Here is a 26,066-nt window from a genome sequence, read left to right on the forward strand (position 1 = left end):
AGGCACTAACCGGACCTGACCGGAAGCCCACGCAGCAAGGTATCGAGAAACACCTCGAACGGCGGCTCCTCGGGCTCGCTCCCGGCCGCCCCCAGCCACCGCACCACCCCGAACCCGAACACCTGCCAGCTCAGCTCGGCGTCCGCCTCCCCCGCACCGGCCGCCCGGAACGCCGCGACGACCCGCTCCCGCAGTCGCCCGAACGACTCCGGGTGGTGCCGGTGTGGGCGGGCGACATGCGCGGCGTACCCGGGTACGGCCAGGAACTCGTCCCGCATCGAACACGCGAGCCGCGCCAGCCACTCCCGCCAGTCGCCGGGCCCCGGCTCCCCCTCCGGCAGCAGCCGCTCGACCATGACCTCGCTCACCAGATCGAGCACGCCGTCCCGATCGGGCACCCACCGGTACAGCGACGAGTGCGACACCCCGAGACGGGACGCCAGCTTCCGCATGGTGAGCGTCTCCACGTCACCCCTCAGCGCGGCCTCGACGATCAGCTCGCGACTGAGACGCGCGGGCCGCCCGGGCCGGTTTCCGGTCGTGTTCTTCACCTTCGTGGTCATCGCGGCCAGGCTATGTCAGCCATATTAGTGACCATTGGTCACTAATACCCCTACACTCGCCCCATGGACACACGAGAGACGCCGGAGACGCACGAGACAGCGGTTCACGAGATCGACGCGGCCGGACTGCCCACACCCGAGGCCCAGGAACTGATCCTGCGCGAACTGCGCACCCTCACCGAACGTGCCGCCCCCTTCGTCGCCGTCCTCGTGATGCCCGCACCGGAAGAACGCCCCACCGGCGCCCCCGCCACCGACCGCATCCGCACCCTCAAGGAACTCCGCCCCGGCCTGGCGGCCCACTGCCGCGGCCTCGCGTTCGTGGCACCGGCCGACATCCTGGAGGAACGGGCCAAGGCCATCCACAGCAGCGACACACTCTGGGGCTGTCCGACAACGGCCACCCAGGACGCGGAGGCGGCACGCGCCTGGGCGCGGAGCCGGTGACCCGGGCCCGACGTGTTGGGGCGACGAGACCGACGGTCGGCCGGAGCGAGACGCCCACGCCTGCCGGCGAGCCGACCGGACTGACCGACCGCGTCTGTCGTCCCCTGGTAACCAGGTGCCCTACATCCGCCGTATGCGCGTTCGGTTAGGCTGACCTTGCCTGGCAAGGTTGCCGGGCGTGCGGGTTCCGGTGCCGCGGGTGGGAACCCAGTGGGCGAACAGGCAGAGGCAGGGCGCAGGTGGGAGACGGTGACCAGGATCGTGCGCGTCGTGCGTCCGGCGGGCCGGGAACGCTCACGCGGGTGACGGAGGGTGCAGGTTTCGGCCTGGCGTCCGGGACGAGGCATCGTGGATAAGATCGCGCTCGCGGCCGGAGTCCTGTACGTCATCGTCCTGCTTCGCGCCGGAGGGACCTTCGCCATCGGGTGGCTCGCCGGCGCCGGTGCCCGACGCAGCAGGTTCGCCGGGAGGATCACCTCGGCGAGGTTCCGGCGTGCCGAGCAGGCGATCCAGCGGTGGGGCGCGCCGGTGGTGGCCGTCTCCTTCCTGACTGTCGGTTTCCAGACCGCCGCCAACTTTCTCGCGGGGAGCATGCGCATGCCGTTGCCGCGCTACCTCCCTGCCCTGTTCGTGGGCGGAGCGGCCTGGGCGCTGATCTACGCGACAGCGGGGATCGGCGTGCTCGAAGTGCTGGTGAGACTCTTCGCCGAGCGAACGGCCCTCGGTGGATCCGCCGCGGCCGTCCTCCTCCTCCTCGCGGTGTGCGGGGTGGTGGTGTACCGCAGAAGAAGGGCGGTCCCGTCCTCCGGTGACACCGGGGCCGGCGAAGGGTGAACCCGCGGCTGCGGGTGTCGACCGCCAGGCGTCGGGCCGGTCGTCACGATGTGGCGGGGCGCGCAGCGGACGCAGGGCCTCGGTGACGCGCACCAGTTCGTCGAGCATCGCCTTGGCGGATGTGGTCATGACGTCGTTGGGCACCAGGCGCTGATCGTCGTCGACGAACTGCTGCACGAGGGGGATGGACACGGCCTCGAACACGGGGGTCATCTTCAGGGTGGTCACCACCTGCTCATGGTCAACGTTCGTCCCTTCGTAAGCGATGGCCGCCGCCTGCTACTCATTTCGGAGTGGACAAGAAGTCCGTGTTAGCGGGGGTCGACGCTTCTGACGTCCGGAACTCGGGCGCCTACGACCGGTTCTGGTCCGTGGAGTGACCCAGCACCTCGGACATGGCCCGGGTCGAGCGCAGCAGTTCCGCCGAGAACCGGGCCACGTCCTGCTCGGTGACGCCGCGCGCCGGCATCACCAGGGTGACGACGAGCGGGAAGGACTCACCCGCGGTGAACACGGGGGCCGCCAGCGAGGTGACGCCGGGAATGACGCCGCCGACGGTGGTGGCCACACCGTCGCGCAGCACCTCGGCCTTGATCCGGTCGACCCGGTCACGGGTGGCCGCGTCCAGCGTCTCCGTCTCCAACTGCCCCCGCAGCACCGGTTCGGTGAGCTGCTCGGGCAGGTGGGCGAGGAACGCTCCGCCCATCGCGGAGGTCAACAGCGGCATGGTGGCGCCGACCCGGACCGTGATCGGCAGCGCATGCGCGCCGTACTCCCAGCGCACGACGACGGGACCGTGGTCCCCCCACACGGCCAGGTTGACCGCGTGCGAAGTGCTGTCCCGCAGCCCCGGCAGGTGCTCGCTCACCAGCGCCACCTCGTCCATCCTGCGCAGCGACTCGACGCCGAGCCGCCGCATGGCCGGCCCCATGTCGTAGCGCCCGGAGCTGGGTGACTGGGCGACCAGACCGACGCGGGCGAGACTCACGAGATAGCGGTGGACCTTGCTCGGCTGCATGCCGGTGGCCGCGGCTGTCTGCGTCAGGCTCATGGGGCCCCGCCCCTCTTCGAGGGCCTGCAGGACCGTCATCGCCAGTTCGACGGACTGGATGCCCTGCCGTGCCGGCGATTCCTCGCTGGTACCGGACTCGGAGGAAGGCTGGTTTCTCACGGCACCGATCATAGTGACCGGCTCGGCACCGTCGTCCCGGGGCGGCGGGAACGGGACATCAGGCGTCCGCCCGCACCGCGCGTGCGGCCGTTCCGTCGTACACCGCGCTCAGCAGTTCACCGGCGAGGCGGGTCAGCGCCTCGGGGCCGCTCGCTGAACCGAAGACGTAGAAGTCGGGGCGGATGACGACGGCCGAGCAGCCCAGTTCGGCGAACCAGTCGTGATAGGTGCCGTGTACGTCGTGGACGACGGCCGCCTTCGGGTGGGCGGCGGCCCGTTCCCCTGGGACGATGACGCGCACGCCCGCCCGGGCCAGGTCGTCGAGCAAGCCGGAGCGTTCCAGGGAGTTGAGCAGCCCCTCTTCGAGGAGCAGGTGGAAGCCGCCGCCCACGACCTGGTCCAGTCGGTTGCGGCGCGTGCCGTCGTCCACCACGCCCTGGACCGACAGCTGCCCGCGTCCGGCGTCCGGTTCCCGTGCGAACAGTCCGTCGACGAGGTTCGGCAGGCGCACGGCCTCGGGCGCCCCTGATTTCGCGCGGCGGGCCAGCAGCGTTCGGTCGCGCTCCGCGGCACGCTCCGGGTCCCGCAGGGTCTGGAGATGGCCGAGTTCGATGCCCTTCTCGGTCACCGCGCGCACATGTGGCTCGCGCTCGGTCTGGTAGGTGTCGAGGATGGCGTCCGGTGCCGTTCCGCGCAGGACGAGGTCCAGCTTGAAGGCGAGGTTCTGCGCGTCGCGGAAGCCCGAGCACATGCCCTGCCCGAGGAACGGGGGCATCTGGTGTGCCGCGTCGCCCGCGAGCAGGACGCGGCCTCGACGCCAGTGATCCGCGATGAGTGACCGGAAGGTGTACGTGGCGACGCGGATGAGGTCGGCGTCCTCGGGAGTGAGGTGGGACGCGACCCGTTTCCAGACTCGCTGCGGATCGCGCTCGGTCTCGAAGGCGTCCACCGAGTCGAGCATGAAGCTGAACCGGTGGTGCGCGGGACCGAGCGAGATGATCGAGGTCGGACTCTGCGGGTCGCCGAGCTGCAAGGCCGGCGGGACCTGCGTCGGGCGACGGAAGCGGAAGTCGCACACCATCCACGGCTCGGAGAAGCCGTAGTCGAACAGCCCCACACCGAGCGCCGACCGCACGAAGCTGTTGCCCCCGTCGCAGCCCAGGACGTAGCGCGCCGTGAGCGTCCGGCGTCCCTCGGGGCCGTCGACAGTGAGAGTCACGGCCTCCGCGCTCTGATCCAGCCCGACGACGTCGCTGGAGTGCCGCACTTCCACCTGCGGCATCGACCGGCACACCGCGTCGAGCGCCTCTTCGAGGTCCGGCTGGTACATCATGTTCCACTCCGCCCAGCCGCTGCGTCCGGCTTCGGCGAAGTGCTGCTCTATCAGCAGGTCCCCGCGGCCGTTGCGCCACTCGTAGGTGGGCTGCACGCGCAGCTTGGGCAGCAGATCCTCCGCCACACCGAGGCGGGCGAGCGTGCGCATGGTCTCGTCGTCGAAGCTGGCCGCCCGAGGCAGGTTGTACAGGCCCGCGTACCGCTCGAGGACCAGGACCCGGTGGCCCGCCTGTGCCAGCAGGGCGGCGGTGACCATCCCCACGGGCCCGTAACCCACCACGGCCACGTCCACCGTGGTCCCGTTCGCGACCGGACCACCGGCGGCGTCATCCGTACCCGTCATCGGGCACCTCCACTTTCTCGGACCTTCCAAAGGGTTGACACCGACGGAACGTACGTTTCACCATCGATGAAGTCAATGCATATAAGTGAAATCGAGAGGGATCGCGATGCGCACCATCGGCCTTGAGGAACACTTCGTCACACCGGAGCTGGTGGGCCACGGCGCCTCATCGGCCTCGATCCTCCAGCCGGAGAAGTGGCGGGAGGCGTCCCGGCGACTGCTCGACATCACCGGTGAGCGTCTGGCCGAGATGGACGCGGTGGGGCTGGACATGCAGGTGCTGTCCCTCAACTCCCCCGGTATCCAGGCCGAGAAGGACTCCGCGACCGCGATAGCCCAGGCGACGGCGGTGAACGACCTGCTCGCAGGCGTGGTGGCGGACCATCCCGACCGCTTCGCCGGATTCGCCGCGCTGCCGTTGCAGGACCCGCAGGCGGCGGCGAAGGAGCTGGAGCGCGCCGTGTCCGAACTGGGCATGCATGGAGCCCTGGTGAACGCGCACACCCAGGGCCGCTATCTCGACGACCCGCAGCTGCGCGTGGTGTGGGAACGGGCCGAGGGACTCGGCGTACCGCTCTACCTGCACCCCGCCAACGGCGTCGGCACCCCCCATGTCATCGAGGGTCATCCCGAACTCGTCGGACCGATGTGGAGCTGGGGATCGGAGACCGCCACCCACTTCCTGCGTCTGGTGTTCGGCGGCGTCTTCGACGACTTCCCCGAGGCCAAGGTGCTGCTGGGCCACATGGGCGAGGGCCTGCCCTACGTGCTGTGGCGGCTGGACTCACGCTGGGACTACCACAACCACCACGGGATCGAACTCGCCCGGGGAAACCCGTCGGAGTACGTACGGCACAACCTCTACATCACGACCAGTGGCGTCTGCTCGGCCCCTCCACTGCTGTGCGCGCTGCTCGCCCTGGGCTCGGACCACATCCTCTTCGGCACCGACTACCCGTTCGAGGAGATGGCGGCGGCCACCGCCTTCCTGGAGACGGCCCCCATCAGCGAGGCCGACCGGGCGAAGATCGCCCACCTCAACGCGGAACGGCTGCTCGGTCTCTAGGGACCGGCATGCATCCCGGGGCGCGTGTCACCACGCACGCACCCATCTCCCTCTCGAGCAAGGAGTTGCCGACATGACCCGAGACAACATCGCACGGCACTGGATCGACGGCGAATGGGTCGGTTCCGCCCGAACCTCCGACAGTGTGGATCCGGCCACGGGTGAAGTGATCGGTACGTACGCGGAGGCCGGCGCCGAGGAGGGGCAGAATGCCGTCGCCGCGGCGACACGCGCCTTCACGGAGGGCACCTGGCGCCAGGACCCGATGCTGCGGGCCACGGCTCTGAGCCATCTCGCCGACGCGTACGACGCGCGCATGGACGAGGTGATCGGCACCCTGTGCCTGGAGAACGGCAAGCTCCGGCACGAGGCGGGCTTCGAGGCGCACTTCATCCTGCGCGCGCTGCGTTTCGCGGCGGGGCTGGCCCTGCAGCCGCACGGCCGGGTCACCGACACCCACCCGGGCCGTCAGGCCATGTCCATCCGGCAGCCCGTGGGTGTCGCCGGGATCGTGGTGCCGTGGAACTCCCCCGCATACCTCTGTATCCGCGCGCTCGCCCCGGCCCTCGCGGCGGGCTGCACGGCGGTGGTGAAGATGCCTGGGCAGGCGGCCCGGACCGCAGCGCTCATGAGTGAGATCCTCGCCTCCGTTCCCGAGCTGCCGAAGGGCGTGGTGAACGTCGTCGTCGAGTCCGGCTCGGACGTCGCGCGCCTGCTGGTCGAGTCTCCCCTGGTCCCCGTGATCAGCTTCACCGGCAGCACCGCCACCGGGCGACTCGTGGCCCAGGGGGCGGCGGCCCACTTCAAGCGGGTGGGGCTCGAGCTGGGCGGCAAGACGCCGCACCTCGTCTTCGCCGACGCCGACCTGGATGCGGCGCTCGACACCGCCGTCCAGTCGTGCACCGTGTTCGCCGGACAGTTCTGCATGACCGGCAGCAGGGTCCTCGTCCAGCGGGAGATCGCCGACGAGTTCACCTCGGCTCTGGCCCGGCGCCTGGAGAGCGTGCGCCCCGGTCCGGCCGCCGACCCGGCCAGCCAGATCGGCCCCCTGATCGACAAGGCGTCGGTCGCCCGGGTCGACGCCGCCGTGGAGGCGGCGATCGCGGCCGGCGCCAAGCCGATCGTCCGCGGCGGTCCGAGCACCCGCCCCGAACTGGCGGGCGGCGCGTTCTACCACCCCACCCTGCTCGCGGTCCCCGACTCCTCCCTCCCGATCGTTCAGGAGGAGACGTTCGGTCCGGTGCAGACGGTCCAGGTCTTCGACACCGAGGCGGAGGCCGTCGCCCTCGCCAACGACACCGAGTACGGCCTCAGCGCTTGCGTCTGGAGCCGGGACGCCGACCGGCCCCTGCGCGTGGCGCGGCAGCTCGATGCGGGTCTCATCTCCGTCAACAGCTGGGCGAACCTGACCGTCGAGTTCGAGGAGGGCGGCTTCAAGTCCAGCGGCGTGGGCCGGCTGGGGGGCCTGGCATCCGTGGAGGACTTCCTGGAGTACAAGCAGATCACCCAGGACTACACGCCTCACCACGGCTGACGGACGACGCGGCAGGTAGCGACAACTACGCATCCGTCACCGGCCGGACGATCGTGGCCGACGGCGGACCCGTCCAGCACCGCCCCCTCGGTAAGCGACATCCCGAGCGGTTCCGCTCACCGTCTCGCGAGGCACCTCACCCCTTGCTGTTATCACATATAACTCCTAGGCTCGCAGGACCCCGTGGCGCCCGAATCGCGGCGCCACGGGTCCGGGGGCAACCGGCTCCCCGGCGAGTTGTGCGTTGTCGTTCGCCGCGCCGCAGTCCCGCTCCGCGCGGCACGCTGGAATCCACTCCTGGCAGGAGGCCACATATGGCCAAGCAGCGCGACCTTCTGACCTTCGAGGTCGACGGACACAAGATCACGGCGCTCACCGCCGGTCCCGCCGAACCCACCGGAAAACCCCTGATCGCCGCCCTCCACGGCGGCACGTACACGTCTCACTACTTCGACGTCGCCGGCGCCACGGAGGGGTCCTTCCTCGACGTCGCCACCGCACACGGTTACCCGGTCGTGGCCTTCGACCGCCCTGGTTACGGCGGCAGCACTCCTCTCGAACCGGACGCCAACACGTTCACGCGGCACGCGGAGTTGCTCGGTGCCGCTCTGGAGCAGGCGGCCACGCGCCTCGCGGCCGACAGCGTGTTCCTCGTCGGCCATTCGATCGGGGGCATGATCGCGCTGATGATCGCCGCCTCGGCTCACGGCCTCCCCCTCGTCGGTGTCTCGGCGACCGGCATGGGGGCCGTCATCCCGGACGGCGGAGCGGCCGAGGCTCTCGGTTCCCTGCCCCCGGACGAGACCGTGGATCTGCCGTACGAGGAGCGGGACAAGGTGATGTTCGGGCCGCCGCACACCTACCGGGCCGAGGGAGTACGACAGGCTCACAGCTCCTACGCGCCGGTGCCGGTACGGGAGTTGGTCCAGGCTCCGGCATGGCCCAAGGAGTATCTGCCCACCGTCGCACCCCGGGTCCGCGTTCCCGTGCACAATGCGCTCGCCGAGTTCGACGCCCTGTGGAGCAGCGGCCAGGAGAACGTGGCCCGGTTCGCCGCGATGTTCACGGCCGCTCCCTTCGTCGACGCGAGCGTCGCCCGTGGCGCGGGTCACTGCATCGACCACCACACGCTCGGCCACGCGCTGCACCTGCGGCAGCTCGCGTTCGCCGAGGAGTGTGCGCACTGGGCCACGGCGCAGCAGCGAGCCGAGAACGAGCACTGATGCCCTCCGTCGACCACACGCACCTCCCGCAGCACGTCCAGGTCCTCATCGCCGGTGGCGGGCCGGTCGGTCTGGCGGCCGCCGTGGAACTCGGCCGGCGCGGTGTCGACTGCCTGGTCGTCGAGCCGCGCGCCACCGTCTCCAGGGCTCGCCCCCGCTGCAAGACGCTCAACGTACGCACGATGGAGCATCTGCGCCGCTGGGGCCTGGCCGAGCGGCTGCGGGCGCGCGCCCCGCTGCCCACCTCCTGGTCCCAGGACGTGGTCTTCTGCACCTCGCTGACCGGGAGGGAACTGTCCCGTTTCACCGGCGTCCTGGGGCTCGCTCCGGAGGGCGACCGCTTCCCCGAAGTCGGCCAGCAGGCGCCGCAGTACATCCTGGAGGAGGTGCTCCGCGAGGCGGTCGAGGAACTCGCCCCGGGCCGGCTCGTGCTCGGCTCGAAGGTCGTCGGCGTGAGCCAGGACGACGACCTGGTGACCGTGACCGTCGAGGACGGCGCCGGGGACCGGAGCGTCGTCACTGCCGATTACGTGATCGGGTGCGACGGCCCGCGCAGTGTCGTGCGGGACCGGATCGGCTCCCGCTACGTGGGCGGGGAGGCCCTGCGCCCGAACTTCGGCATGGTCTTCGAGAGTCCCGGCCTGTGGGACCACGTGCGGCACGGGCCGGCCGTGCAGTACTGGATCGTCAACCCGGCCGCCCCGGCTCTGGTCGGGCCGTTGGACCGGACGAACGCCTGGTGGGCGATCGCGTTCGGCGTGGACCGGGCGGCCGGAGAGCGCGAGGCCCAGCACATCATCGACGCCGTGGCGGGCAGGCCGGTGCGGGCCGAGGTGCGGTCCACCGACCCGTGGACCGCCCGGATGCAGATCGTCGACCGCATGCGCCACGGCAGGGTGTTCCTCGCCGGTGACGCCGCGCACCTCAACCCGCCGTTCGGGGGCCACGGGCTCAACACCGGCATCGGGGACGCGGTCGACCTGGGCTGGAAACTGGCGGCCGTGCTCGCCGGCTGGGGTGGGGCGGACGTCCTCGACAGCTACGAGAGCGAGCGCCGTCCGGTCCAGGAGCGCATCATCCGCGAGGCGACCGCCAACATGCGGGTGCTCTCCACCGAGTTGCTCGCCGACAACCTCGACGAGGACGGCGAGGCGGGCGCCCGGGCCCGGTGGGCCGCGGGCGCGCGGATCCAGGAGACGAAGACGGCGGAGTTCCACTCGCTCGACCTGGTCCTCGGACTCCGTATCGCCACCTCACCGATCGTCCCCGCGGAGCCGGAGGGACGGGAGAGCACGACATGGGCGGGCGCCCGGCTGCCCCATGTGTTCGTCGATGACGGCCGTTCCCTCTACGACCTGCTCGGTGACCACCTGACGCTGCTCACCCTCGGACACGGCACCTCGGAGGCGGCCATCGAGGAGGCCGCACGCCTGCGGGGTGTGCCGCTCACCGTGGTGCATCTGCCGGAGTCGGTTCCCGCCGGCTACGCCAAGCTGCTGGGCGCCCGCCTCGCCCTGGTCCGCCCGGACCAGGTGGTCGGCTGGCTGGGCGACGAAGCTCCCGAGGACGTCCTCGCCCTCGTCGACACCCTGAGCGGCCGCGCGCGGCCGGGCGCAACGGCGGCACCTCGCAGTTCCTGAACCTCTGCGGACGAACGTGCCGTGCAGGCACCCCCGATGCCTCAGGCTTCCCCGCCGAAGAACACCCTGTACCGAGAGGAAACAGCACACATGAGCGCTCACCGATGGACGAGACGTCAGGTCCTGAACACCGCGGCGGGTACTGCCGCACTCGCCGGCGCCTCCACCCTGATGACCCCCGGCCCGGCCCAGGCGCACGGCGGCAGGCCCGGCCCGCGCGGCCGGCTGAAGATCGTCGCCATCGAGGAAGCCGTCATGCTGCCGGGTCTCATCACCCAGGGCACGGCACTGAACGGGGCGATTCCCTTCAAGCCCGAGGTCACCGCCGAGTGGTTCAAGCGGCTTCCGGACATCACCGACTACCGGCTCGCCGACATGGACGCGAACGGCGTCACCATGCAGGTGCTCTCGCTCACCCCGCCCGGTGTTCAGATGCAGCCCGACGCGTCCATCGCCGTACGGGACGCGCAGGTCGCCAATGACGCGCTGGCCGGGATCATCGACGCGCACCCCACCCGCTTCGGCGGCCTCGCCTCGCTGCCCCTCCAGGACCCCCAGGCGGCCGTGCGGGAGGCCCGACGCGCCGTACGGGACCTCAAGATGGCCGGGTTCCTCGTCAACGGCCACACCAACGGCCACTACCTGGACGAGCCGCAGTTCCGCCCGGTGTGGGCCGCGCTGGAGGAACTGGGCGCCGCCCTCTACCTCCACCCCACTCCGGCCCCCGCCGGTGACTGGGGCCTCCTGAAGGACCGACCGGAGCTGGTCGGCCCCCTCTACAGCTGGGCTGCCGAGACCGGTGGCCACGCCCTGCGGGTCATCCTCGGCGGCGTCTTCGACGACTTCCCGGGAGCCAGGCTCATCGTGGGCCACATGGGCGAGTTCCTGCCCTTCCAGATGCCCCGCCTGGATGTGCAGATCCGGAACATCAACACCCGTGTGCCGCTGAAGAAGAAGCCTTCCCAGTACCTCGTCGACAACATCGCGATCACCACCTCGGGCGTCATGGACGACACGATGCTCCAGGCGGCCATCAAGGCGGTGGGCATCGACAACGTGCTCTTCGCCATCGACTACCCCTTCGAGAAGAGCGAACAGGCCGTCGGGTTCCTGCGCGACGCGAACCTGTCGGCCGGCCACCGCAAGAAGATCGCCCACCGCAACGCCGAACGCATCCTGAAGCTGTGACCACCCTGCTGCCGAGACCGCCCCGGCGCCCCGCACTGTGCCGCCGACCACAGTGCGGGGCGCCGTCGGCGCATCGGCCGCGGTGGCTGCGCCGCTCTTGTCATGCGCGCAGCTCTTCCCCAGGTCGTCGCTATAGTTGATATCCACTACCGGACGGCCGAGGCAAGGGATACACCGTGGCGACACCCCGAGGGGCCCTGCAGCCCATCACGTCACGGTCCGTGGTGGAGCAGGCCACCGAGGAACTGCGGCGCGCCATCCTGACCGGTGATCTGGCCCCGGGTGCGGAGTACTCGCTGCGCGAGCTGGCCGGAATGCTCGACATCAGCTTCATCCCCATCCGCGAGGCGCTGCGCAGTCTGGAGAGCGAGGGCCTGGTCATCATGCGGCCCGGCCGCAGTGCCGTCATCGCCCCGCTCGACCTCGACGACCTGCACGGGATCTACCGACTGCGGCGCGCCCTGGAGCCGGAGATCGCCCGGCGTTCGTGCGGCCTGCTGACGGACGATGAGCTGGACCTGCTGGAGTCCCGGGCCGCGGAGTTCGGAGCCCGCGAGCACGGCATGGCAGACATCTACGACGACCACCACGCCTTCCACCTCGCGCTCCTGGCCCCGGCCGCGACCGTCTGGGACATCCGCGTTCTCACCACTCTCTGGCGCGCGGGGGAACGCTACATCCGCATCGGCTTCGGTCAGCTCGACCCGGATCCCGCCGAGCACGAGCGCCGGGGCAGGGCTCACACGGACCTCCTGGCGGCCTTCCGCACCCGCGACCCCGCGACGGTGGCTGCGGCCGTCGAGCAGCACCTCGCACGCAACGAGAAGATCGCCTTCTCGGCCCTGTCCTGAACGCGTACAGACCTCTCGGTCACTGGACGAGGGGCGCCTCGGAGGGCGCGGCGGACGGTGCGGCGGCGGACGGACGCCTGCCCGGCCTCAGTAGCCCGATCAGCACCGCGCCGAGGAGTGCCGGGACGACGAAGGCGTAGAAGCCGGCCTTGGACGAACTGATCAGTACGGTGACGGCGGCCAGATAGCTGGGGCCGGCAATGGCGCCCACACGCCCCACACCGAGACTGAATCCCAGCGCGGTGCCACGCAGACGCGCAGGGTGGGCGTGCGCCACGTAGATGTTGACGAGTGCCTGGGTACCGAGGGCCCCGAAACCGGCGACGGCGGAGGCGACGAGGAGCAACGGGCGCGGCTGTGGCGTGCTCAGGGTGATCATGGCGACGGCGGCGAGGAGGAAGCTGACGATCGTGGCGGCCTTCAGCAGTCCGCGGTCGGCGACCAGGGCTGCGCCGATGGTACCGATGACGGCGCCGACGTTGAAGGCGATGGAGAACTCGAGCGAGGAGCCGAGGTCGTACCCGGAGTCGACCATCAGCGTGGGCAGCCAGGTGCTGGCACCGTAGACGATGACGAGCCCGGCGAACGTGGCCGCCCAGAACAGCAGGGTGGAGCGGCGGTACTGCGGGGCGAGCAGTTGACGGAGCCGGTTGGCGGAGTCGTGCGGCTCGCCTGCGGACGGGATGGCCTCGGCCGCAGTGTCGGCCTCGGCCTCGTCGAGTGGAGCCCGCGCTGTCCGGTCCCGCACGACGGCGGGGACCAGACGCCACACCACGGGGATCAGCGCCAGGGGAATCGCCCCGAAGAGGAAAAGCGTACGGAAGTCCCACTCCGGTAGCAGGGTCCGACCCACGACTCCGGTGAGGATTCCTCCGATGGCCAGTCCCGTCGTGGCGGTGCCCACCTGGAGGGAGTGGCGAGCGGGTGTGGCCGCTTCGCTGACGTACGCGGTGACGAGGGGGATCAGGGCACCGATACCCATGCCGGTGAGGAACCGGGTCGCTGCGAAGAGGGTGAGGTCGGGGGCCACGGCGCTCAGCAGCATGCTCACGGAGAGCCAGGCCAGGCTGATGACCATGGGGAGGCGGCGGCCGTAGAGGTCACCGGCCCAGCCGGCGGCGATGGAGCCCAGGGGCATGCCGAGCGCGGTGAGACTGCCCAGCAGTCCCAGCGTCGACTTGGTGACGTCCCAGTCGGGGTGGGACAGCAGGGAAGGGCCGACCGCACCCAGGATGAAGAGGTCGTACCCCTCGATGCACAGGATGACGAGCCCGAGGGCGACCGCTGGACCGGTGCGGGCCGCGGTCGCGGGTGTGCCGGGAGTGGAGTTCATGTCCGTACTCCTCATGAGGGACTGCACGAGTGGGAAGGCCACGGCGATGCCGGATAAGGCGTGACAGAGGATCGGGGCGATCGCGGGGCTGCCCGCCGCCGCGCTCGGCGGGGCCGGGGTCGGCGCGTTCGTCCGTGGATGATGCCGCCCCACCGTGGGCACGGGGTGCCGCGGCGGGGAATTCGGCTCGGGAGGGCGCACCCGGTGGCCAACAGACGGGCGCCACCCGGGGCGTTACGTCGCCGGGACGCGTCGCCGGGCGTCACGGACGTACTGCTGCGCGGGCACGGGTGGGGCGGGTCGCCTGGTCCCGTCGTTGTCACGCCGCAGGGAACTGGCAGTGATGCTGGAGCCCATCATGTGCGCGTGTCAATGCCTGTGCCGGACCTACTGCGAACGTTGTCCTCGCACCAGGCATATCCGGCTGTGGTCAAAAGGGCTGGGGCCGCAGGGCTGCGCCTAGGGTTGCTGTTATCACATATAGCGGCTACGGTCGGTCCGTCCTCCTGGCACCGGCCCCGCCATCGGACTGCCCGTCCGCACCCGGAACACCCGGGCCGGCACGGCCGGCAGTCCCGCTTCCTCGGAACGCCGCGCAGACGGCCGATCACCGTCGCCGCTCCTGAGCCGGAGACACGAACGCCGCACTTTCCGCACCCGCCCGGCAGAAAGGCCTACAACGATGTGCCTCAACGACACGAACCGGCGTGACTTCCTCAAGACGGCCGCAGCGGCCGGAATCGCCGTCGCAGGGGTGCAGGCGCTGGCGACGCCTGCCGCCGCGCATGCGCGGGAACACACCGCCCGCCTCGGCGACAAGGTCGCGTTGACCGATGTCCGGGTCTTCGACGGGGACCAGGTGACCGCGCCGCGCACCGTGGTCGTCGACAACGGACGGATCGGGATCAGCGCCCTCGGCGCACGCCGCATCGACTGTGCGGGCGCGGTGCTGCTACCGGGACTGATCGACTCCCACATCCACCTGCGGGACGTCAACACCCTGCACCAACTGGCCGGTTCCGGCGTGACCACCGGTCTGGACATGGCCTGCTTCCCGCCCTCGGTCGTCAACTCGCTGCGCAGACTGTCCGGCCTGCCCGACATCCGCAGTGCGGGCACTCCGGCGGTCGCGCCCGGGAGCCCACAGAGCCAGCTGCCCACCTTCCCGGCGGACGCGGTCCTGACCGGCCCGGACCAGGCCTCCCGGTTCGTACGCGCCCGGATCGCCGAAGGGTCCGACTACATCAAGATCATCGTTGACGAACCAGGGCTGAGTCCGGAGACCGTCAAGGCCGTGACAACGGCGGCGCACTCCTCCGGCAGACTCGTCATGGCCCACGCGACCACCACGGCCATGGCGGAACGCGCACTGGACGCGGACGTCGACATGATCCACCACGTACCCCTCGACAGCGCCCTGCCCGCCGAAGTGGCGGCACGGTACGTCGCCACGGGCACCGTCGCCGTACCCACCCTGACCATGATGGAGGGATTCGCCGGGCTCGGGATACCCGGCATGGACTATGCGGCCGCCGAGGGCAGCGTCGCCGCACTGCGCCGCGCCGGCGCACGGATCCTGGTGGGCACGGACGCCAACACCGCACCGGGGATACCGGTGCAGCCACCGTTCGGCACCAGCCTCCACCATGAACTGGAGCTGCTGGTCCGGGCGGGTCTCACCACCCGTGAGGCGCTGCGGGCGGCCACCAGCCTGCCCGCCGAGTCCTTCGGACTGCGGGACCGCGGCGCCATCCGCCCCGGATACCGCGCCGACCTCCTCCTCGTCGACGGCGACCCGCTCGCCGACATCACCGCGACCCGGGCCATCCGGCGCGTCTGGGTCGGTGGCGTGGAGTACTCCCCCGCAACCTGACCAGCTCCCGGACCACCGCGTACGGCACGCCCTAGGGACCGACCGCGTGCCGTACGGGGCCGGCGTCGAACCTCGGCACCGGCCCCGTACGGCACTTCGCGTCACTGGGTGAGGTCGAGCACGGCGCCGACAATGCTGTCGGTGTCGATCCCGTGGTAGCGGTAGACCTCGTCCAGTGAGCCCGACTGGCCGAAGCGCGTGACGCCCAGCCTTCGGATCGGCACTCGGTGGATGGTGGACAGGAAGGCGAGGGTGTGCGGGTGACCGTCCAGAACGGTGACCAGAGGCGTGGCCCGCTGCGCGGGGAAGACCTGGTCCAGGATCCAGTCGGCCGCCTCGCCGTGCCCGGCGCGGGCGTCGAGTGCCCGGTAGAGCAGTCCCGGGCTCGTCACGCAGATGACGTCGGCCGGGATGCCGAGGTTCTGAAGACGGTCCGCCGCGGCCAGGGCCTCGGTCACCACGCCACCCATGGCGGCGATGGTGACCTGGGCACCGTCCTGCCGGCGCAGGGTGTAGGCGCCGGCGACGACCTGACGGCGGCGGCGTTCCCGGGCCGCCGGATCGGTGGGCACCCGGGCGAGGCTCTGGTCGACGGGGCGGGTGGACAGCCGCAGGTAGGCGGAGCCGCCGTCGGGCCTGCCGAGGCGGGAGAGGGCGGCCAGCAGCGCCCATTCGGTGTCGAGGGCGAACGCGGGCTCCCAGGTCGTGCAGCCGGGCTGCTCGATGCCGAGGGACGGCGTGGTGATGGACTGGTGGGCACCGCCTTCGGGCGCGAGGGTGACGCCGGAGGGGGTTCCGACGAGGATCGACCGGCCGCCCGCGTAGATGCCGAAGGACCAAGGCTCCAGGGCGCGTTGCACGAAGGGGTCGTACATCACGCCGATGGGCAGCAGTGGCTCGCCCCAGCGGCTCCAGGTCGCTCCGAGCTCTCCGAGGAGGCCGACCAGGTTGGTCTCGGCGATACCCAGTTCGATGTGCTGGCCGGTCGGCCGCTCCCGCCAGTGCAGGATGGTCTCCGCGTCGTCGGCGAACCAGTCCACGCGCTCGGTGGGCGACCAGACTCCGACCTTGTTGACCCAACCGCCCAGGTTGGTCGACGAGCTGACGTCTGGGCTGACCGTCACCACCCGGCGGGCCGCTTCGGGCGCGCTGCGCGTCAGGTCGAGCAGCACCCGGCCCAGGGCGGCCTGGGTCGTCGCCACGCCCGTCGGGGTACGGCCGATGTCCGTGGGAATCGCCGGTGGCCGTGCCTCGGGAACGGCGTCCCGGCGCAGCCTCGCCGCCGTCTCCTCGCAGAGACGGGCCGCCGCCGAATCCGCGGCGAAGCCCTCCCAGGGGTGATCGGGATCAGCGCCCAACTCGTCCGCCAACTGCCGCATCTGCTCTTCCGTCAGCAGAGAGGAGTGGTTCTGCGGGTGCCCCTGGGTGGGCAGTCCGTGGCCCTTGACGGTGTACGCGAAGATCACCGTGGGCCGGCGGTCGTCCACCTCCGACAGCGCGGTGTCGAGGGCGGACAGGTCGTGACCGCCCAGATTGCGAACCGCCGCCATCAGGGTGGCGTCGTCGGTCTCCGCGAGCAGTGCGGTGATCGCCGGGGCTTCGGGGCCGGTACCGGGCAGCCGGTCACGCAGTTCACCGGCGGAACAGCGCAGCAGACGCTGGTACTCCGGGTTGGACATGTCATCGATGCGGGCCCGCAGTGCCTGGCCGCCGGGGCGCGCGCACAGGTCCTCCAGGAGCATGCCGTACTTGAGGGTGAGCACCTGCCACCCGGCCGCGGCGAACATGTCGTGCAGGCGGCCGGCAGCGATGTTCGGCACGACGCGGTCGAGGGACTGCCGGTTGAGGTCGACGATCCAGACCAGTTCGCCGAGTTCGGCGACCTGCGGGTCCAGCACCGCCTCCCACACCGCGCCCTCGTCCAGCTCCGCGTCTCCCACCAGTGCGTACTGCCGCCCGGCGAAGCCACCGGCCGCGCTCTCGTCCACGTAGCGGCGGGCCATGGCACCCCAGATCGTCGCCGTGGCCCCGATGCCCACCGACCCGGTGGAGTAGTCGACCGGGTCGGGGTCCTTGGACCGGCTCGGGTAACTCTGGAGACCGCCGAAGGCGCGCAGCGTGGACAGGTAGGAGGCGTCCAGTTCGCCGAGCAGGTGGTTGATGGCGTGCAGGACCGGGGAGGCGTGCGGCTTGACCGAGACCCTGTCCTCGGGACGCAGATGACGGAACCACAGGGCAGTCATGATCGACACCATCGAGGCGCACGATGCCTGATGACCGCCGACCTTGAGCCCCGACGGGTTGGGGCGCACCCGGTTGGCGTGGTGGACGATCGCGCTGGAAAGCCACAGCACGCGGTCCTCGATCTCGTGCAGCACGTCGGGGGCGACGGCCGTGGTCCGCCGGGGGGCGGCTGGTGCGGTGGTCATGGCGAAACGGTCTCCTCGCTCGGCACATCCGGTTCGCAGACGTGCGACCGGCTGTGACTTGGGACGTACCACGGCGGCGTGAAGAGCGCACCGGGTGTGCCCCGGCGCACGTCGGGCCGGCTCACGACCGGATCACGGTCGGCGGCGTGCTGCCAGGGGCGGGATCGTTGCAGACGAGGAGACCATCAGGTCAGGATGGTGCACAAGAACCCGCGAGGAAATTACGCAGAATGCCCAATCACCCGTCCTCTCAGCCCCGGAAGGTGCGCATCGTGCCCAGCTCCGAGCGGATCGACCCCACCGACGCGCGCCTGCTCCTGGCACTCGCGGACCGCCCCCGAGCCACCACGGTGGCACTCGCCGAGGCGAGCGGGTTGAGCCGCAACACCGTCCAGGCACGTCTGGCCTCACTGGACCGCACGGGTGCCGTGGACGCCTTCGAGCGGTGCGTCGACCCCGCGGCCCTCGGCTACCCACTCACCGCGTTCGTGACCACCCAGGTGGCACAGCGCAGGCTGGACCAGGTCGCGCACGCGCTCGCAGCGATCCCCGAGGTTCTCCAGGTACACGGACTGACCGGTGACACCGATCTTCTGGTCCATGTGGTCGCGACCGACGCCGAGGACCTGTACCGCGTGGCCGGCCAGATCCTCGACATCCCCGGGGTGGAACGCACCAGTACGGCACTGGTCATGCGTCAGCTGGTCGGCTACCGGCTGAACCCACTGCTGCGCCGGGCCGCCGCACGCTGATCGCCGGCCATACAGCGCCGGGCCCTGACGGGGCATCGAACCCCCACCGACCGTTCAACTGGAAAGACAGCAGCCGACCCCTTGCTGTTATCACATATAGCGTCCTACTGTGTGTTCCGGATCTCAGTCATCGAGCATCCACCGAACGATCTGTGCCGGCTGCCTCGCCGACGCCGACCCGCTCCAGCGGGCAGGAGCCACCGGCCCGGCCGCGGGCCACCATCGAGGAATACAGGAGCAGTTCCGTGCGCATCGCCAACCTGTCCGGCCGCTTGGTCCTCGTCGTCGACGGTCGCGCCGTCGACGTCGAGGAGGCCAGCGGTGGCCGCTTCACCGCGGACCCACAGGCCGTCTACGAGCGTTGGGAGGAGTTCCGTCAGTGGGCGGCGCAGGCGCGCCTACCCGAAGGCAGCGCCTTGGACCCCGCCCGTCTGGGCGCCCCCGTGCCTGCCCCACGGCAGATCGTCGCCGCCGGCCTGAACTACCGTGACCACGCCGCCGAGTCCGGGTTCGCCGTGCCCGACACCATGCCTCCGGTCTTCACCAAGTTCGCCACCAGCATCACCGGCCCCGTCACCCAGGTGACCCTCCCGCCCGGCGGTCACACCGACTGGGAGATCGAACTCGTCGCCGTCATCGGCACCCGCGCCCACCATGTCTCCGCGGAGACCGCCTGGGACCACGTCGCCGGGCTGACCGTAGGCCAGGACATCTCCGAGCGCATCACACAACTCGAAGGACCATCACCGCAGTTCAGCCTCGGTAAGTCCTTCCCGGGCTTCGCCCCCATCGGACCGTGGGTGGTCTCACCCGACGCGTTCGACGATCCCGACGACCTGGGACTGCGCTGCACCGTGAACGGCGAGGAGGTCCAGAAGAGCCGCACCAGTGACCTGATCTTCTCCGTACCCGAGCTGCTCGCCCGTCTGTCCTCGGTGATCCCGCTGCTGCCCGGTGACCTCGTGTTCACCGGAACCCCGGCCGGTGTCGGCCTGGGCCGTGACCCGCAGCGCTGGCTCGCTCCAGGAGACGAGCTGGTCAGCACCATCGAGGGCATCGGCGAACTGCGCCAGCGCTTCGTCGCACAGACCTGACACCGCACAGACCTGACACCTCCGGCGATCGCGTAACACGAGGTCGCACGCACCTACCCGCATGAACCGTCGGATACCGAAAGTGTGGGCGCACCCCCAACTCGGCCCCGAGCCAACGGCCTGTCGGCGGGCCGGCCGGTGAAAGGCCACCACGGGTGGACGCCCGCAGATTCGATCGAGGAGGATCGGATGACTGCCACACCGAAGTTCGCCCACGTCGTGTTCCAGACCAGCAGCCCTACCGCCATGCGGGACTGGTACTGCGCCGTTCTCGACGGACACGTGGTGTTCCAGAACGAGAGCCTGTGCTTCATCACCTACGACGAGGAGCACCACCGGGTCGCCCTGCTCACACCGCCGGTACCACTGGAGCGCAAGTCGCCCACGACGGCCGCGGCCCACCACGTCGCCTACACCTTCGACCACCTCGACGACCTCCTCGCCCGCTATGAGCTCCTGCGCGACAAGGGCGTCACTCCGGCGGTGTGCATCGCCCACGGCGTCACCACGTCCATGTACTACCAGGACCCGGACGGCAGCTTCGTGGAGATGCAGATCGACAACTTCGCCGACCCGGACGAGGCCACCGGCTACATGAAGGGACCGGAGTACAGCGCCGACGCCGTCGGCCCCGCCTTCGACCCCGAGGCCATGCTCGCCGCCCGTCGCGGCGGGGCGGCCGTCGAGGACCTGGTCCCGCGGTCATGGGCGCTGAAGAGCGACCTGCCGGACCCGATGCTGGTCCTCACCGGGGCGGTCTGAACGAGGAGCGGGGCCAAGTCGTCGGATCAGGGGTGCCGGGACGAGACCGGCACCCCGTCGGCGCGCCGCCACCAGGCGGCCCGAGGCCGCTCGCCCCGCCGGCCGTCCGCCCGTACCCACCGTCTAGGGGAATCCTTGAGCACCTCCAGCCACCACGCCGACTGCTTCATGTGCAGCCTGGAACAGAGCGAAGACAGCACCGTCGTTTTCCGTGACCCACTCTGGTCGGGGGAAGTGGTCCCCGGTTACGACGTACCCGGCTGGTTCGTCCTGCGGGTACGTCGGCACGCCGAGCGCATCACCGGGCTCGACGAGGCCGAGCTGGCCACGTTCGCCCGCCGTGCACGCGACCTGGTCGCTGCGGTCACCGAGGCGACCGGCGCGCCCGCCACGTATCTGCTGGTCTTCGGCGAGAACCATCCGCACTTCCACGCGCTCATCACGGCTCGCGGCGAAGACATCCCCGCGGACCGGCGCAACGGGAACATACTGCGGCTCCGCGCCGAAAGCGCCGACCCGGAGTCCGCCGCCCGCTTGGTGCCGGCGGTGCGTCGTGCCTACGAGCGCCTCGCCGGCCACGGCACGTATCCGCTCTCGGCCTGACCACCGAGCAGCGGGTCGGACGACAACGTCCACGCGACCGCCACCTCGCTCTCCGGGTCCTGGTCCTGGTCCTCAACGCCTCCTACACCCTGGTCAGCCTCAGCAGTGGATGGGTGATCGACGTACCCAAGGAGTCCGCAACGCCCGGCACGGCGCTCCAGCAGTGGGCTGCCACAGGCGGCACCAACCAGATCTGGAACCTCGGCTGACCTGGACGGACAGGGGCGGGGGAAGCTGACGGGTCGGACGCTCCCTGACTCCGGGTCATCGATCCGGATCGGGGAGCGGCTCCGCACACGATCTGACGAATGCGCGTACCGATCCGGAGAGTTCGTCGGGGCGACTGAGCCTCATCACCTCCACGTCCGTCGCCATGCCCAGCAGGGGTCGGTAGATGAGTTCCGGCAGTGCGATGCGCTCCGCAGCGGCCGGAACCAGAGCCACACCGACGCCGGCAGAGGCGAGTGCAAGGGCGCCGAGGGTGCTGGTCACGAGATGGACGTGGGTCCTGTGCTCCGCCCGGGCGGCCCCCAATCGGTCGAGCACGCTCTGGTCACCCATGTCGGTTGCGTACACGATGAGGTTCTCGCCCTCCAGGTCTGCAGGGGTGACCGAGGCCTCGGAGGCGAGTGCGTGGTCGTGGCGGACAGCGACCGAGAGGTTCGTCCGGGCTCCACGCGTCACCGCGAGGCCGTCGGTGTCATGGAGACCGTTGTCGGGGCTGTACCCGATGTCGAGTGTGCCGTCCTGGATGCCTTGAACCTGTGCGGAGGGCGGGAGCTCGGTCAGGTGGAGCTCGACCGCGGGGTGAGCTCGGTGAAAGCGCCGCAGGTCGCCGGAGAGGATGCCTTCCAGTACGGCGATTCCGGAGAAGCCGATCCGCACTGCCCCGGTCTCGCCTCTGACCGACTGCCGGGCGACGTCCAGGGCTCGGCCGGCCTGCGCCAGTGTCCGTCGCGCCTCGATCAGCAGCAGATTTCCCGCTTCTGTCAGTTCGACCCGGCGGCTGGTGCGGACGAAGACAGGGCCCCCCCACCTCGCGTTCGAGTGCCTTCACCTGTGTGCTGAGCGTCGACTGGGTGACGTGCAGCCGTGCGGCAGCACGGCCGAAGTGGCAGTCCTCGGCCACAGCCACGAAGTAGCGCAGGTGACGTAGTTCCACGCGAAGTCTCCGATCGTTTTTAACGAACAATAGATCAGATCTATCAATTGGCGCGATCGATGAATCGGTCGGAGACTGGGGATATGCCGAAAACGACAACACTCCAGGACCGTCAGGACATCGCCGACCTCATGACCGGTTGGATCCATCGGGACCTGGGCCGATGGGACAGGCTCCGGGATCTGTTCCACCCGGGAGCCCAGATCGAGATCACCTGGTTCGAGGGAGCGGCCTCGGACTTCGTCGACGCCTCGGCGCGGATGGCCGCCACGGATCTGCGCACCAAGCACCTCATCACGTCTCCTGCCGTGACGTTCTCGGAGGACGGCTCCCGCGCGGTCAGCGAGACCAACGCGGTCATCGTCGCCGAGAACAGCAGCCTCGGTCTGGGGTGCAACGGCCACAACCGTTTCATCGACCGGATCGAGCGTCGGAACGGCGTATGGCGCATCGTCGACCGCAAGAGCGTGTACGACTTCGCCACCTTCACCTTCCCTGCCGGAATCACGGACATCGACCCCGAGGTGCTGGCCAAGTACCCGCGCGAGTACGGGGCACTGGCCTACGTGCTCGACATGAGCGGGTTTCCCGTTCTGCGCACCTTCGCCACGAAGGGAAGCGAACGGGAACGCGTCATCAAGAAGTCCGCGTTCGCCTGGCTCGGCGAGCAGGACCAGGGATGACAGCCACCTCCGAGCCGGCAGCAACAGGAAGCAGCATGAAGCTGATCACCATCGAGGAACACACCCTCGACACCGCGGTGGCGCGGGCATCCGCCGAGCGAGCAGCCGAGGTGAGCCCGCACTTCGCGACGGCATACTCACCGGCCGGCGGACTCCCCTACTCCCCCACGACCGAGGAACTGGAAGATCTCGACCAGGGGCGCATCGCCGACATGGACGCGCACGGCATCGACGTACAGGTGCTGTCCAACCTCACCACACAGTTCCTGCCGGCCGGCGTGGCACCCGAACTGGTACGGCGAGTCAACGACCGGCTGACGGCGGCCTGCGGCCGGAACCCCGGCCGCTTCGCCGCGTTCGCGTCCCTGCCCACGTCCGCCGCGGACCAGGCTCCGGCAGAACTGAAGCGTGCCGTCGAGGAACTCGGACACGTCGGTACGCTCATCCACGGCCGCACGGATGACGAATTCCTGTCCGCCGAGCGATTCGACCCGATCCTGCGGACGGCCGCAGAACTGCGGGTCCCGATCTATCTGCACCCCGCCCCGCCCACCCGCGGCACCAGCGCGGTCAACTACGAGGCGGGCCTCGATCCCGTGGTCGCCACACGTTTCGCCACTGCCGGGTGGGGGTGGCACAACGAATCGGGCATTCACTTCCTGCACCTCGTACTCAGCGGAGCCTTGGACCGCTACCCGGACCTGCAGTTCGTCCTCGGTCACTGGGGCGAGATGATCCCCTGGTTCCTGGACCGTCTCGACGAGGCACTGCCCCAGCGCGCGACGGGACTCGACCGGACCATCGGTGACTACGTGCGCCAGAACGTCTGGTACACCCCCAGCGGCATGTTCACCACACCGCATCTCCGCTTCTGCGAGGGCGTCCTGGGCACCGACCGGATGATCTACTCGGTCGACTACCCCTTCGTGGGCAACGCGGGTGCCCGCGCCTTCCTGGAGAACTGCGAACTGTCCGCCGACGCCAAGCTCGACATCGCGCACCGCAACGCCGAACGACTGCTCGGAATCTGACCGGAAGCCACACCGGCGGTTCCGGCCGGAGTCCCTTGACCAGGAGCACGGGACCTGTTCCGGATGGCCGATTCCTGGTCAGCCAGACGGTCCGTCATCGATCGAGCCGAGGATCGACTGAAGTTGGTGCAAGGAGCCCGTGAGCGTTGCGGCCGGCACTGCGGACAGTGTGCGCTGGAGCGCAGCTGTTGCCGCGGAGGTCGCCGCCTGCGCGGTGGTGACTCCCGTGGGGGTCAGCTGGACGCCATGGCTCCGCCCGTCCGAAGGATCGGGGACGCGGGAGATGAGGCCACGTGCATCGAGCCGCCGCAGGACATTGCTCAGTCCGCCGGTGGTCAGGAGTAGACGCGCCGCGAGCTCCTTGGGCCGCAGCCGGTAGGGGCTGCCGACCGAACGCAACGCTCCGAGCACATCGAGTTCGGCAGGGGTAAGGCCCTGCGCTGCCAGAGTGGGGGCGATGGCTTGCTCGAGGAGGCCCTGCAAGCGCACGACGTGCTGGGAAAACGTCAGCGCCAGGCGTTCGTCGTCCGAACGGTTCGTGCTGTTGGCGGTCATGCCACAACTGTATACGATTACACTTTCCTGATACCTTTTGGAAAAGCTATTCATCAAGGAGTTCTCATGGCGGCTGTGACAGCGATCGACGGCGTTCGCGTCTTCACGGGTGTCGGACTGACTGAGCCGCGGCGCGTGTTCATCGAGGGCGCGGGCATCGTGGCCGGTGGGACACCGGACTCCGTGATCGACGGCACGGGCAAGGCGCTGCTGCCGGGCCTGATCGACTCACACATGCACGTACTCGGGCGAGGGGACCTGGAGAACCTGGCGAACTCGGGTGTCACCACGGGTATGGACATGGCGGCCTGGCCGCTTTCCTTCGTCACCGAGATGCGCGAGCAGGCAGGCGTCGCCCAGGTCTTCAGCGCGACGACCCCGGCGGTCGGTCCCGGAGGAAACCACGCCAAGATGCCCGGATTCCCCGAGGACGGCGTCGTCACGACACCGCAGGAGGCGCGCAGGTTCGTCGAGCGCCGAGTCGCGGACGGCGCCGACTACATCAAGATCGTCACTGAGGCCGCACCGCCCGAGGGGATGGATCAGGCGACCGTGAACGCGATCGTGGACGTGGCTCATGAACACGGCCTCCTGGTCGTGGCGCACTCGATCACCACGGGTGCGTTCCACGTCGCGGTCGAAGCCGGCGTCGACATCAGCACGCACGCGCCCTTGGACGCAGTTCTCGACGACGACACGGTTCAGCGCATGCAGGCCACCGGAATGGTGTCCTCGCCCACACTGACGATGATGCGGGGTATCGCCGCAACCCGGGCTGCGGCAGGGCTCAAGTACGAGTACGCCCGTGACACGGTGACCAAGTTCCACGAAGCCGGCATCCGGCTCCTGGTCGGCACGGACGCGAACTCCGCGCCCGGCGTCCCGTTCGCTCCCGAGCACGGCGCGTCCCTGCACGACGAACTGGGGCTGATGGTCGACGCCGGCCTCACCCCCGTCGAAGCACTCCGTGGAGCCACCACGCTCGCGGCACAGACGTTCGGTCTCGACGACCGCGGCGTGATCGAACCCGGCAGGCGCGCCGACCTGCTTCTCATCGACGGCGACCCGACCACGGACATCGCCGCGACCCGTGCCATCGTCGGTGTCTGGATCGCCGGGGAGCGCGTCCGGTGAGAAGAAGCCCGGATGTCTGCCCTCGGTACGGGTGAGCGAGCAGAACGGACGCGACGGTCGGCATGAGTGGTGCAAGCAAGGATGAAGCAGTGACTCGCGCGAACAGGGCACCGTCACCCAGGCTCCGTACCCTGCTCGACACCATCCCGGCGTACGTACCCGGCAAGCCTGCCGCGCCCACCGGTGGGCCGATGGCCTGCCGGCCAATGTGGTGATCGTCCTGGACGAGGTTACGCGGAGTTCAACAGCGACTCCTACCGCGCGGACGGCTTGGAGCTCTACCGGAACCGGCCGAATATCAAAATGTTGACAGCGCGGCAGAAATGCCACCCGGTCCCGCCACAGACGGGACCGGGCCCTCCCGGATCAGCTGGTCTTCACGGGGAGCTGCAGATGGGAAGCGCGCTCTCCCCCGGTGTGGATGATGTGCTGTCCGCTGTTGGCGGGGGTGTACTCGCGG

At 69.9% G+C, this 26,066-nt stretch carries 24 protein-coding genes and 1 pseudogene; 17 read left to right on the forward strand and 8 right to left on the reverse strand.

All coding sequences use genetic code 11. The annotated features are described in order from the left end of the window. Positions 1-5 precede the first annotated feature (5 nt). Complete coding sequence (locus tag ACIRD8_RS25510; protein ID WP_403995851.1) at positions 6-563, reverse strand: TetR/AcrR family transcriptional regulator; 558 nt, start codon at positions 561-563, stop codon at positions 6-8. Between the two features lie 63 nt (positions 564-626). Here ACIRD8_RS25510 and ACIRD8_RS25515 point away from each other — a divergent pair, with 63 nt between their 5' ends. Together ACIRD8_RS25515 and ACIRD8_RS25520 are read left to right on the forward strand one after the other, a co-directional pair. Then, positions 627-1,010 (forward strand): hypothetical protein, encoded by a 384-nt coding sequence (locus ACIRD8_RS25515; RefSeq protein ID WP_403995854.1) that lies wholly within the window; start codon positions 627-629, stop codon positions 1,008-1,010. 348 nt (positions 1,011-1,358) lie between these two features. Further along, positions 1,359-1,844, forward strand: coding sequence for a DedA family protein (locus ACIRD8_RS25520; protein ID WP_403995857.1), 486 nt, complete (start codon positions 1,359-1,361; stop codon positions 1,842-1,844). A 352-nt stretch (positions 1,845-2,196) separates the two neighbouring features. Here ACIRD8_RS25520 and ACIRD8_RS25525 read toward each other — a convergent pair whose 3' ends face one another. Together ACIRD8_RS25525 and ACIRD8_RS25530 are read right to left on the reverse strand one after the other, a co-directional pair. After that, positions 2,197-3,015: an IclR family transcriptional regulator gene (locus ACIRD8_RS25525; RefSeq protein WP_403995860.1), complete on the reverse strand. Its 819-nt coding sequence runs from the start codon at positions 3,013-3,015 to the stop codon at positions 2,197-2,199. Between the two features lie 58 nt (positions 3,016-3,073). Then, the gene (locus tag ACIRD8_RS25530; protein ID WP_403995863.1) at positions 3,074-4,693 is read right to left on the reverse strand and encodes a bifunctional 3-(3-hydroxy-phenyl)propionate/3-hydroxycinnamic acid hydroxylase; all 1,620 of its coding nucleotides are present in this window, start codon (positions 4,691-4,693) and stop codon (positions 3,074-3,076) included. A 106-nt stretch (positions 4,694-4,799) separates the two neighbouring features. Between ACIRD8_RS25530 and ACIRD8_RS25535 the strand changes: the two genes are divergently transcribed. From ACIRD8_RS25535 to ACIRD8_RS25560, 6 genes are all read left to right on the forward strand, one after another. After that, positions 4,800-5,759 (forward strand): amidohydrolase family protein, encoded by a 960-nt coding sequence (locus ACIRD8_RS25535; protein WP_403995866.1) that lies wholly within the window; start codon positions 4,800-4,802, stop codon positions 5,757-5,759. 73 nt (positions 5,760-5,832) lie between these two features. After that, entirely contained in the window at positions 5,833-7,293 is a 1,461-nt protein-coding gene (locus tag ACIRD8_RS25540; RefSeq protein ID WP_403995868.1) for an aldehyde dehydrogenase family protein, read from the forward strand. A gap of 314 nt (positions 7,294-7,607) precedes the next feature. Then, entirely contained in the window at positions 7,608-8,516 is a 909-nt protein-coding gene (locus ACIRD8_RS25545) for an alpha/beta hydrolase (RefSeq protein WP_403995871.1), read from the forward strand. Next, the gene (locus ACIRD8_RS25550) at positions 8,516-10,156 is read left to right on the forward strand and encodes an FAD-dependent monooxygenase (RefSeq protein WP_403995873.1); all 1,641 of its coding nucleotides are present in this window, start codon (positions 8,516-8,518) and stop codon (positions 10,154-10,156) included. The genes ACIRD8_RS25545 and ACIRD8_RS25550 overlap by 1 nt, the downstream gene beginning before the upstream one ends. Before the next feature lie 90 nt (positions 10,157-10,246). Then, complete coding sequence (locus tag ACIRD8_RS25555; protein ID WP_403995876.1) at positions 10,247-11,344, forward strand: amidohydrolase family protein; 1,098 nt, start codon at positions 10,247-10,249, stop codon at positions 11,342-11,344. A gap of 176 nt (positions 11,345-11,520) precedes the next feature. Beyond that, positions 11,521-12,195, forward strand: coding sequence for a GntR family transcriptional regulator (locus ACIRD8_RS25560; protein WP_403995879.1), 675 nt, complete (start codon positions 11,521-11,523; stop codon positions 12,193-12,195). Positions 12,196-12,214: 19 nt separating this feature from the next. On the opposite strand, the gene ACIRD8_RS25565 is transcribed toward ACIRD8_RS25560, so the two are convergent. Continuing rightward, positions 12,215-13,528, reverse strand: a complete 1,314-nt coding sequence (locus tag ACIRD8_RS25565) for an MFS transporter (protein WP_403995882.1) — start codon at positions 13,526-13,528, stop codon at positions 12,215-12,217. 682 nt (positions 13,529-14,210) lie between these two features. On the opposite strand from ACIRD8_RS25565, the gene ACIRD8_RS25570 reads away from it, so the two are divergent. Beyond that, positions 14,211-15,401 carry an amidohydrolase family protein gene (locus tag ACIRD8_RS25570; protein WP_403995885.1) on the forward strand — a complete coding sequence of 397 codons (1,191 nt, stop codon included), beginning with the start codon at positions 14,211-14,213 and terminating at the stop codon, positions 15,399-15,401. Between the two features lie 101 nt (positions 15,402-15,502). On the opposite strand, the gene ACIRD8_RS25575 is transcribed toward ACIRD8_RS25570, so the two are convergent. After that, a complete protein-coding gene (locus tag ACIRD8_RS25575) occupies positions 15,503-17,830 on the reverse strand; it encodes a transketolase-like TK C-terminal-containing protein (RefSeq protein WP_403995888.1) in 2,328 nt (775 codons plus the stop codon). A 272-nt stretch (positions 17,831-18,102) separates the two neighbouring features. On the opposite strand from ACIRD8_RS25575, the gene ACIRD8_RS25580 reads away from it, so the two are divergent. The 5 genes from ACIRD8_RS25580 (at position 18,103) to ACIRD8_RS25600 (ending at position 21,250) form a co-directional block, all read left to right on the forward strand. Next, the gene (locus ACIRD8_RS25580) at positions 18,103-18,582 is read left to right on the forward strand and encodes an Lrp/AsnC family transcriptional regulator (RefSeq protein WP_403995890.1); all 480 of its coding nucleotides are present in this window, start codon (positions 18,103-18,105) and stop codon (positions 18,580-18,582) included. Positions 18,583-18,827: 245 nt separating this feature from the next. Continuing rightward, complete coding sequence (locus tag ACIRD8_RS25585) at positions 18,828-19,676, forward strand: fumarylacetoacetate hydrolase family protein (protein WP_403995893.1); 849 nt, start codon at positions 18,828-18,830, stop codon at positions 19,674-19,676. A 189-nt stretch (positions 19,677-19,865) separates the two neighbouring features. Further along, positions 19,866-20,438: a VOC family protein gene (locus tag ACIRD8_RS25590; protein ID WP_403995896.1), complete on the forward strand. Its 573-nt coding sequence runs from the start codon at positions 19,866-19,868 to the stop codon at positions 20,436-20,438. 135 nt (positions 20,439-20,573) lie between these two features. Continuing rightward, the gene (locus ACIRD8_RS25595; protein ID WP_403995898.1) at positions 20,574-21,041 is read left to right on the forward strand and encodes a hypothetical protein; all 468 of its coding nucleotides are present in this window, start codon (positions 20,574-20,576) and stop codon (positions 21,039-21,041) included. An 89-nt stretch (positions 21,042-21,130) separates the two neighbouring features. Next, positions 21,131-21,250 (forward strand): RICIN domain-containing protein, encoded by a 120-nt coding sequence (locus ACIRD8_RS25600; RefSeq protein WP_403995952.1) that lies wholly within the window; start codon positions 21,131-21,133, stop codon positions 21,248-21,250. A 55-nt stretch (positions 21,251-21,305) separates the two neighbouring features. Here ACIRD8_RS25600 and ACIRD8_RS25605 read toward each other — a convergent pair whose 3' ends face one another. Beyond that, positions 21,306-22,034: a LysR family substrate-binding domain-containing protein gene (locus tag ACIRD8_RS25605; protein WP_403995956.1), complete on the reverse strand. Its 729-nt coding sequence runs from the start codon at positions 22,032-22,034 to the stop codon at positions 21,306-21,308. A gap of 43 nt (positions 22,035-22,077) precedes the next feature. After that, positions 22,078-22,305: pseudogene (locus ACIRD8_RS25610) on the reverse strand (LysR family transcriptional regulator); the annotation flags it as partial. On the opposite strand from ACIRD8_RS25610, the gene ACIRD8_RS25615 reads away from it, so the two are divergent. Then, positions 22,287-22,886 (forward strand): nuclear transport factor 2 family protein, encoded by a 600-nt coding sequence (locus ACIRD8_RS25615; RefSeq protein ID WP_403995900.1) that lies wholly within the window; start codon positions 22,287-22,289, stop codon positions 22,884-22,886. The pseudogene ACIRD8_RS25610 and the gene ACIRD8_RS25615 sit on opposite strands and share 19 nt — an antisense overlap. Positions 22,887-22,921: 35 nt before the next feature. Then, positions 22,922-23,917: an amidohydrolase family protein gene (locus ACIRD8_RS25620; protein WP_403995903.1), complete on the forward strand. Its 996-nt coding sequence runs from the start codon at positions 22,922-22,924 to the stop codon at positions 23,915-23,917. Between the two features lie 78 nt (positions 23,918-23,995). On the opposite strand, the gene ACIRD8_RS25625 is transcribed toward ACIRD8_RS25620, so the two are convergent. After that, positions 23,996-24,472, reverse strand: coding sequence for a MarR family winged helix-turn-helix transcriptional regulator (locus ACIRD8_RS25625; RefSeq protein ID WP_403995905.1), 477 nt, complete (start codon positions 24,470-24,472; stop codon positions 23,996-23,998). 66 nt (positions 24,473-24,538) lie between these two features. Between ACIRD8_RS25625 and ACIRD8_RS25630 the strand changes: the two genes are divergently transcribed. Then, on the forward strand, positions 24,539-25,606 hold the full coding sequence (locus ACIRD8_RS25630) for an amidohydrolase family protein (protein ID WP_403995908.1): 1,068 nt from the start codon (positions 24,539-24,541) through the stop codon (positions 25,604-25,606). Positions 25,607-26,066 lie beyond the last annotated feature (460 nt).

It is taken from the genome of Streptomyces sp. NPDC102451, assembly GCF_044765485.1.
Classification (GTDB): Bacteria; Actinomycetota; Actinomycetes; order Streptomycetales; family Streptomycetaceae; genus Streptomyces.

Bases quoted from the DNA above. Each gene is read 5' to 3' on its own strand.
- ACIRD8_RS25510 (WP_403995851.1), bottom strand. From the start codon at position 563: ATGACCACGAAGGTGAAGAACACGACCGGAAACCGGCCCGGGCGGCCC.
- ACIRD8_RS25515 (WP_403995854.1), top strand. From the start codon at position 627: ATGGACACACGAGAGACGCCGGAGACGCACGAGACAGCGGTTCACGAG.
- ACIRD8_RS25530 (WP_403995863.1), bottom strand. From the start codon at position 4,693: ATGACGGGTACGGATGACGCCGCCGGTGGTCCGGTCGCGAACGGGACC.
- ACIRD8_RS25535 (WP_403995866.1), top strand. From the start codon at position 4,800: ATGCGCACCATCGGCCTTGAGGAACACTTCGTCACACCGGAGCTGGTG.
- ACIRD8_RS25540 (WP_403995868.1), top strand. From the start codon at position 5,833: ATGACCCGAGACAACATCGCACGGCACTGGATCGACGGCGAATGGGTC.
- ACIRD8_RS25545 (WP_403995871.1), top strand. From the start codon at position 7,608: ATGGCCAAGCAGCGCGACCTTCTGACCTTCGAGGTCGACGGACACAAG.
- ACIRD8_RS25550 (WP_403995873.1), top strand. From the start codon at position 8,516: ATGCCCTCCGTCGACCACACGCACCTCCCGCAGCACGTCCAGGTCCTC.
- ACIRD8_RS25555 (WP_403995876.1), top strand. From the start codon at position 10,247: ATGAGCGCTCACCGATGGACGAGACGTCAGGTCCTGAACACCGCGGCG.
- ACIRD8_RS25565 (WP_403995882.1), bottom strand. From the start codon at position 13,528: ATGAACTCCACTCCCGGCACACCCGCGACCGCGGCCCGCACCGGTCCA.
- ACIRD8_RS25570 (WP_403995885.1), top strand. From the start codon at position 14,211: ATGTGCCTCAACGACACGAACCGGCGTGACTTCCTCAAGACGGCCGCA.
- ACIRD8_RS25575 (WP_403995888.1), bottom strand. From the start codon at position 17,830: ATGACCACCGCACCAGCCGCCCCCCGGCGGACCACGGCCGTCGCCCCC.
- ACIRD8_RS25590 (WP_403995896.1), top strand. From the start codon at position 19,866: ATGACTGCCACACCGAAGTTCGCCCACGTCGTGTTCCAGACCAGCAGC.
- ACIRD8_RS25615 (WP_403995900.1), top strand. From the start codon at position 22,287: ATGCCGAAAACGACAACACTCCAGGACCGTCAGGACATCGCCGACCTC.
- ACIRD8_RS25620 (WP_403995903.1), top strand. From the start codon at position 22,922: ATGAAGCTGATCACCATCGAGGAACACACCCTCGACACCGCGGTGGCG.
- ACIRD8_RS25625 (WP_403995905.1), bottom strand. From the start codon at position 24,472: ATGACCGCCAACAGCACGAACCGTTCGGACGACGAACGCCTGGCGCTG.
- ACIRD8_RS25630 (WP_403995908.1), top strand. From the start codon at position 24,539: ATGGCGGCTGTGACAGCGATCGACGGCGTTCGCGTCTTCACGGGTGTC.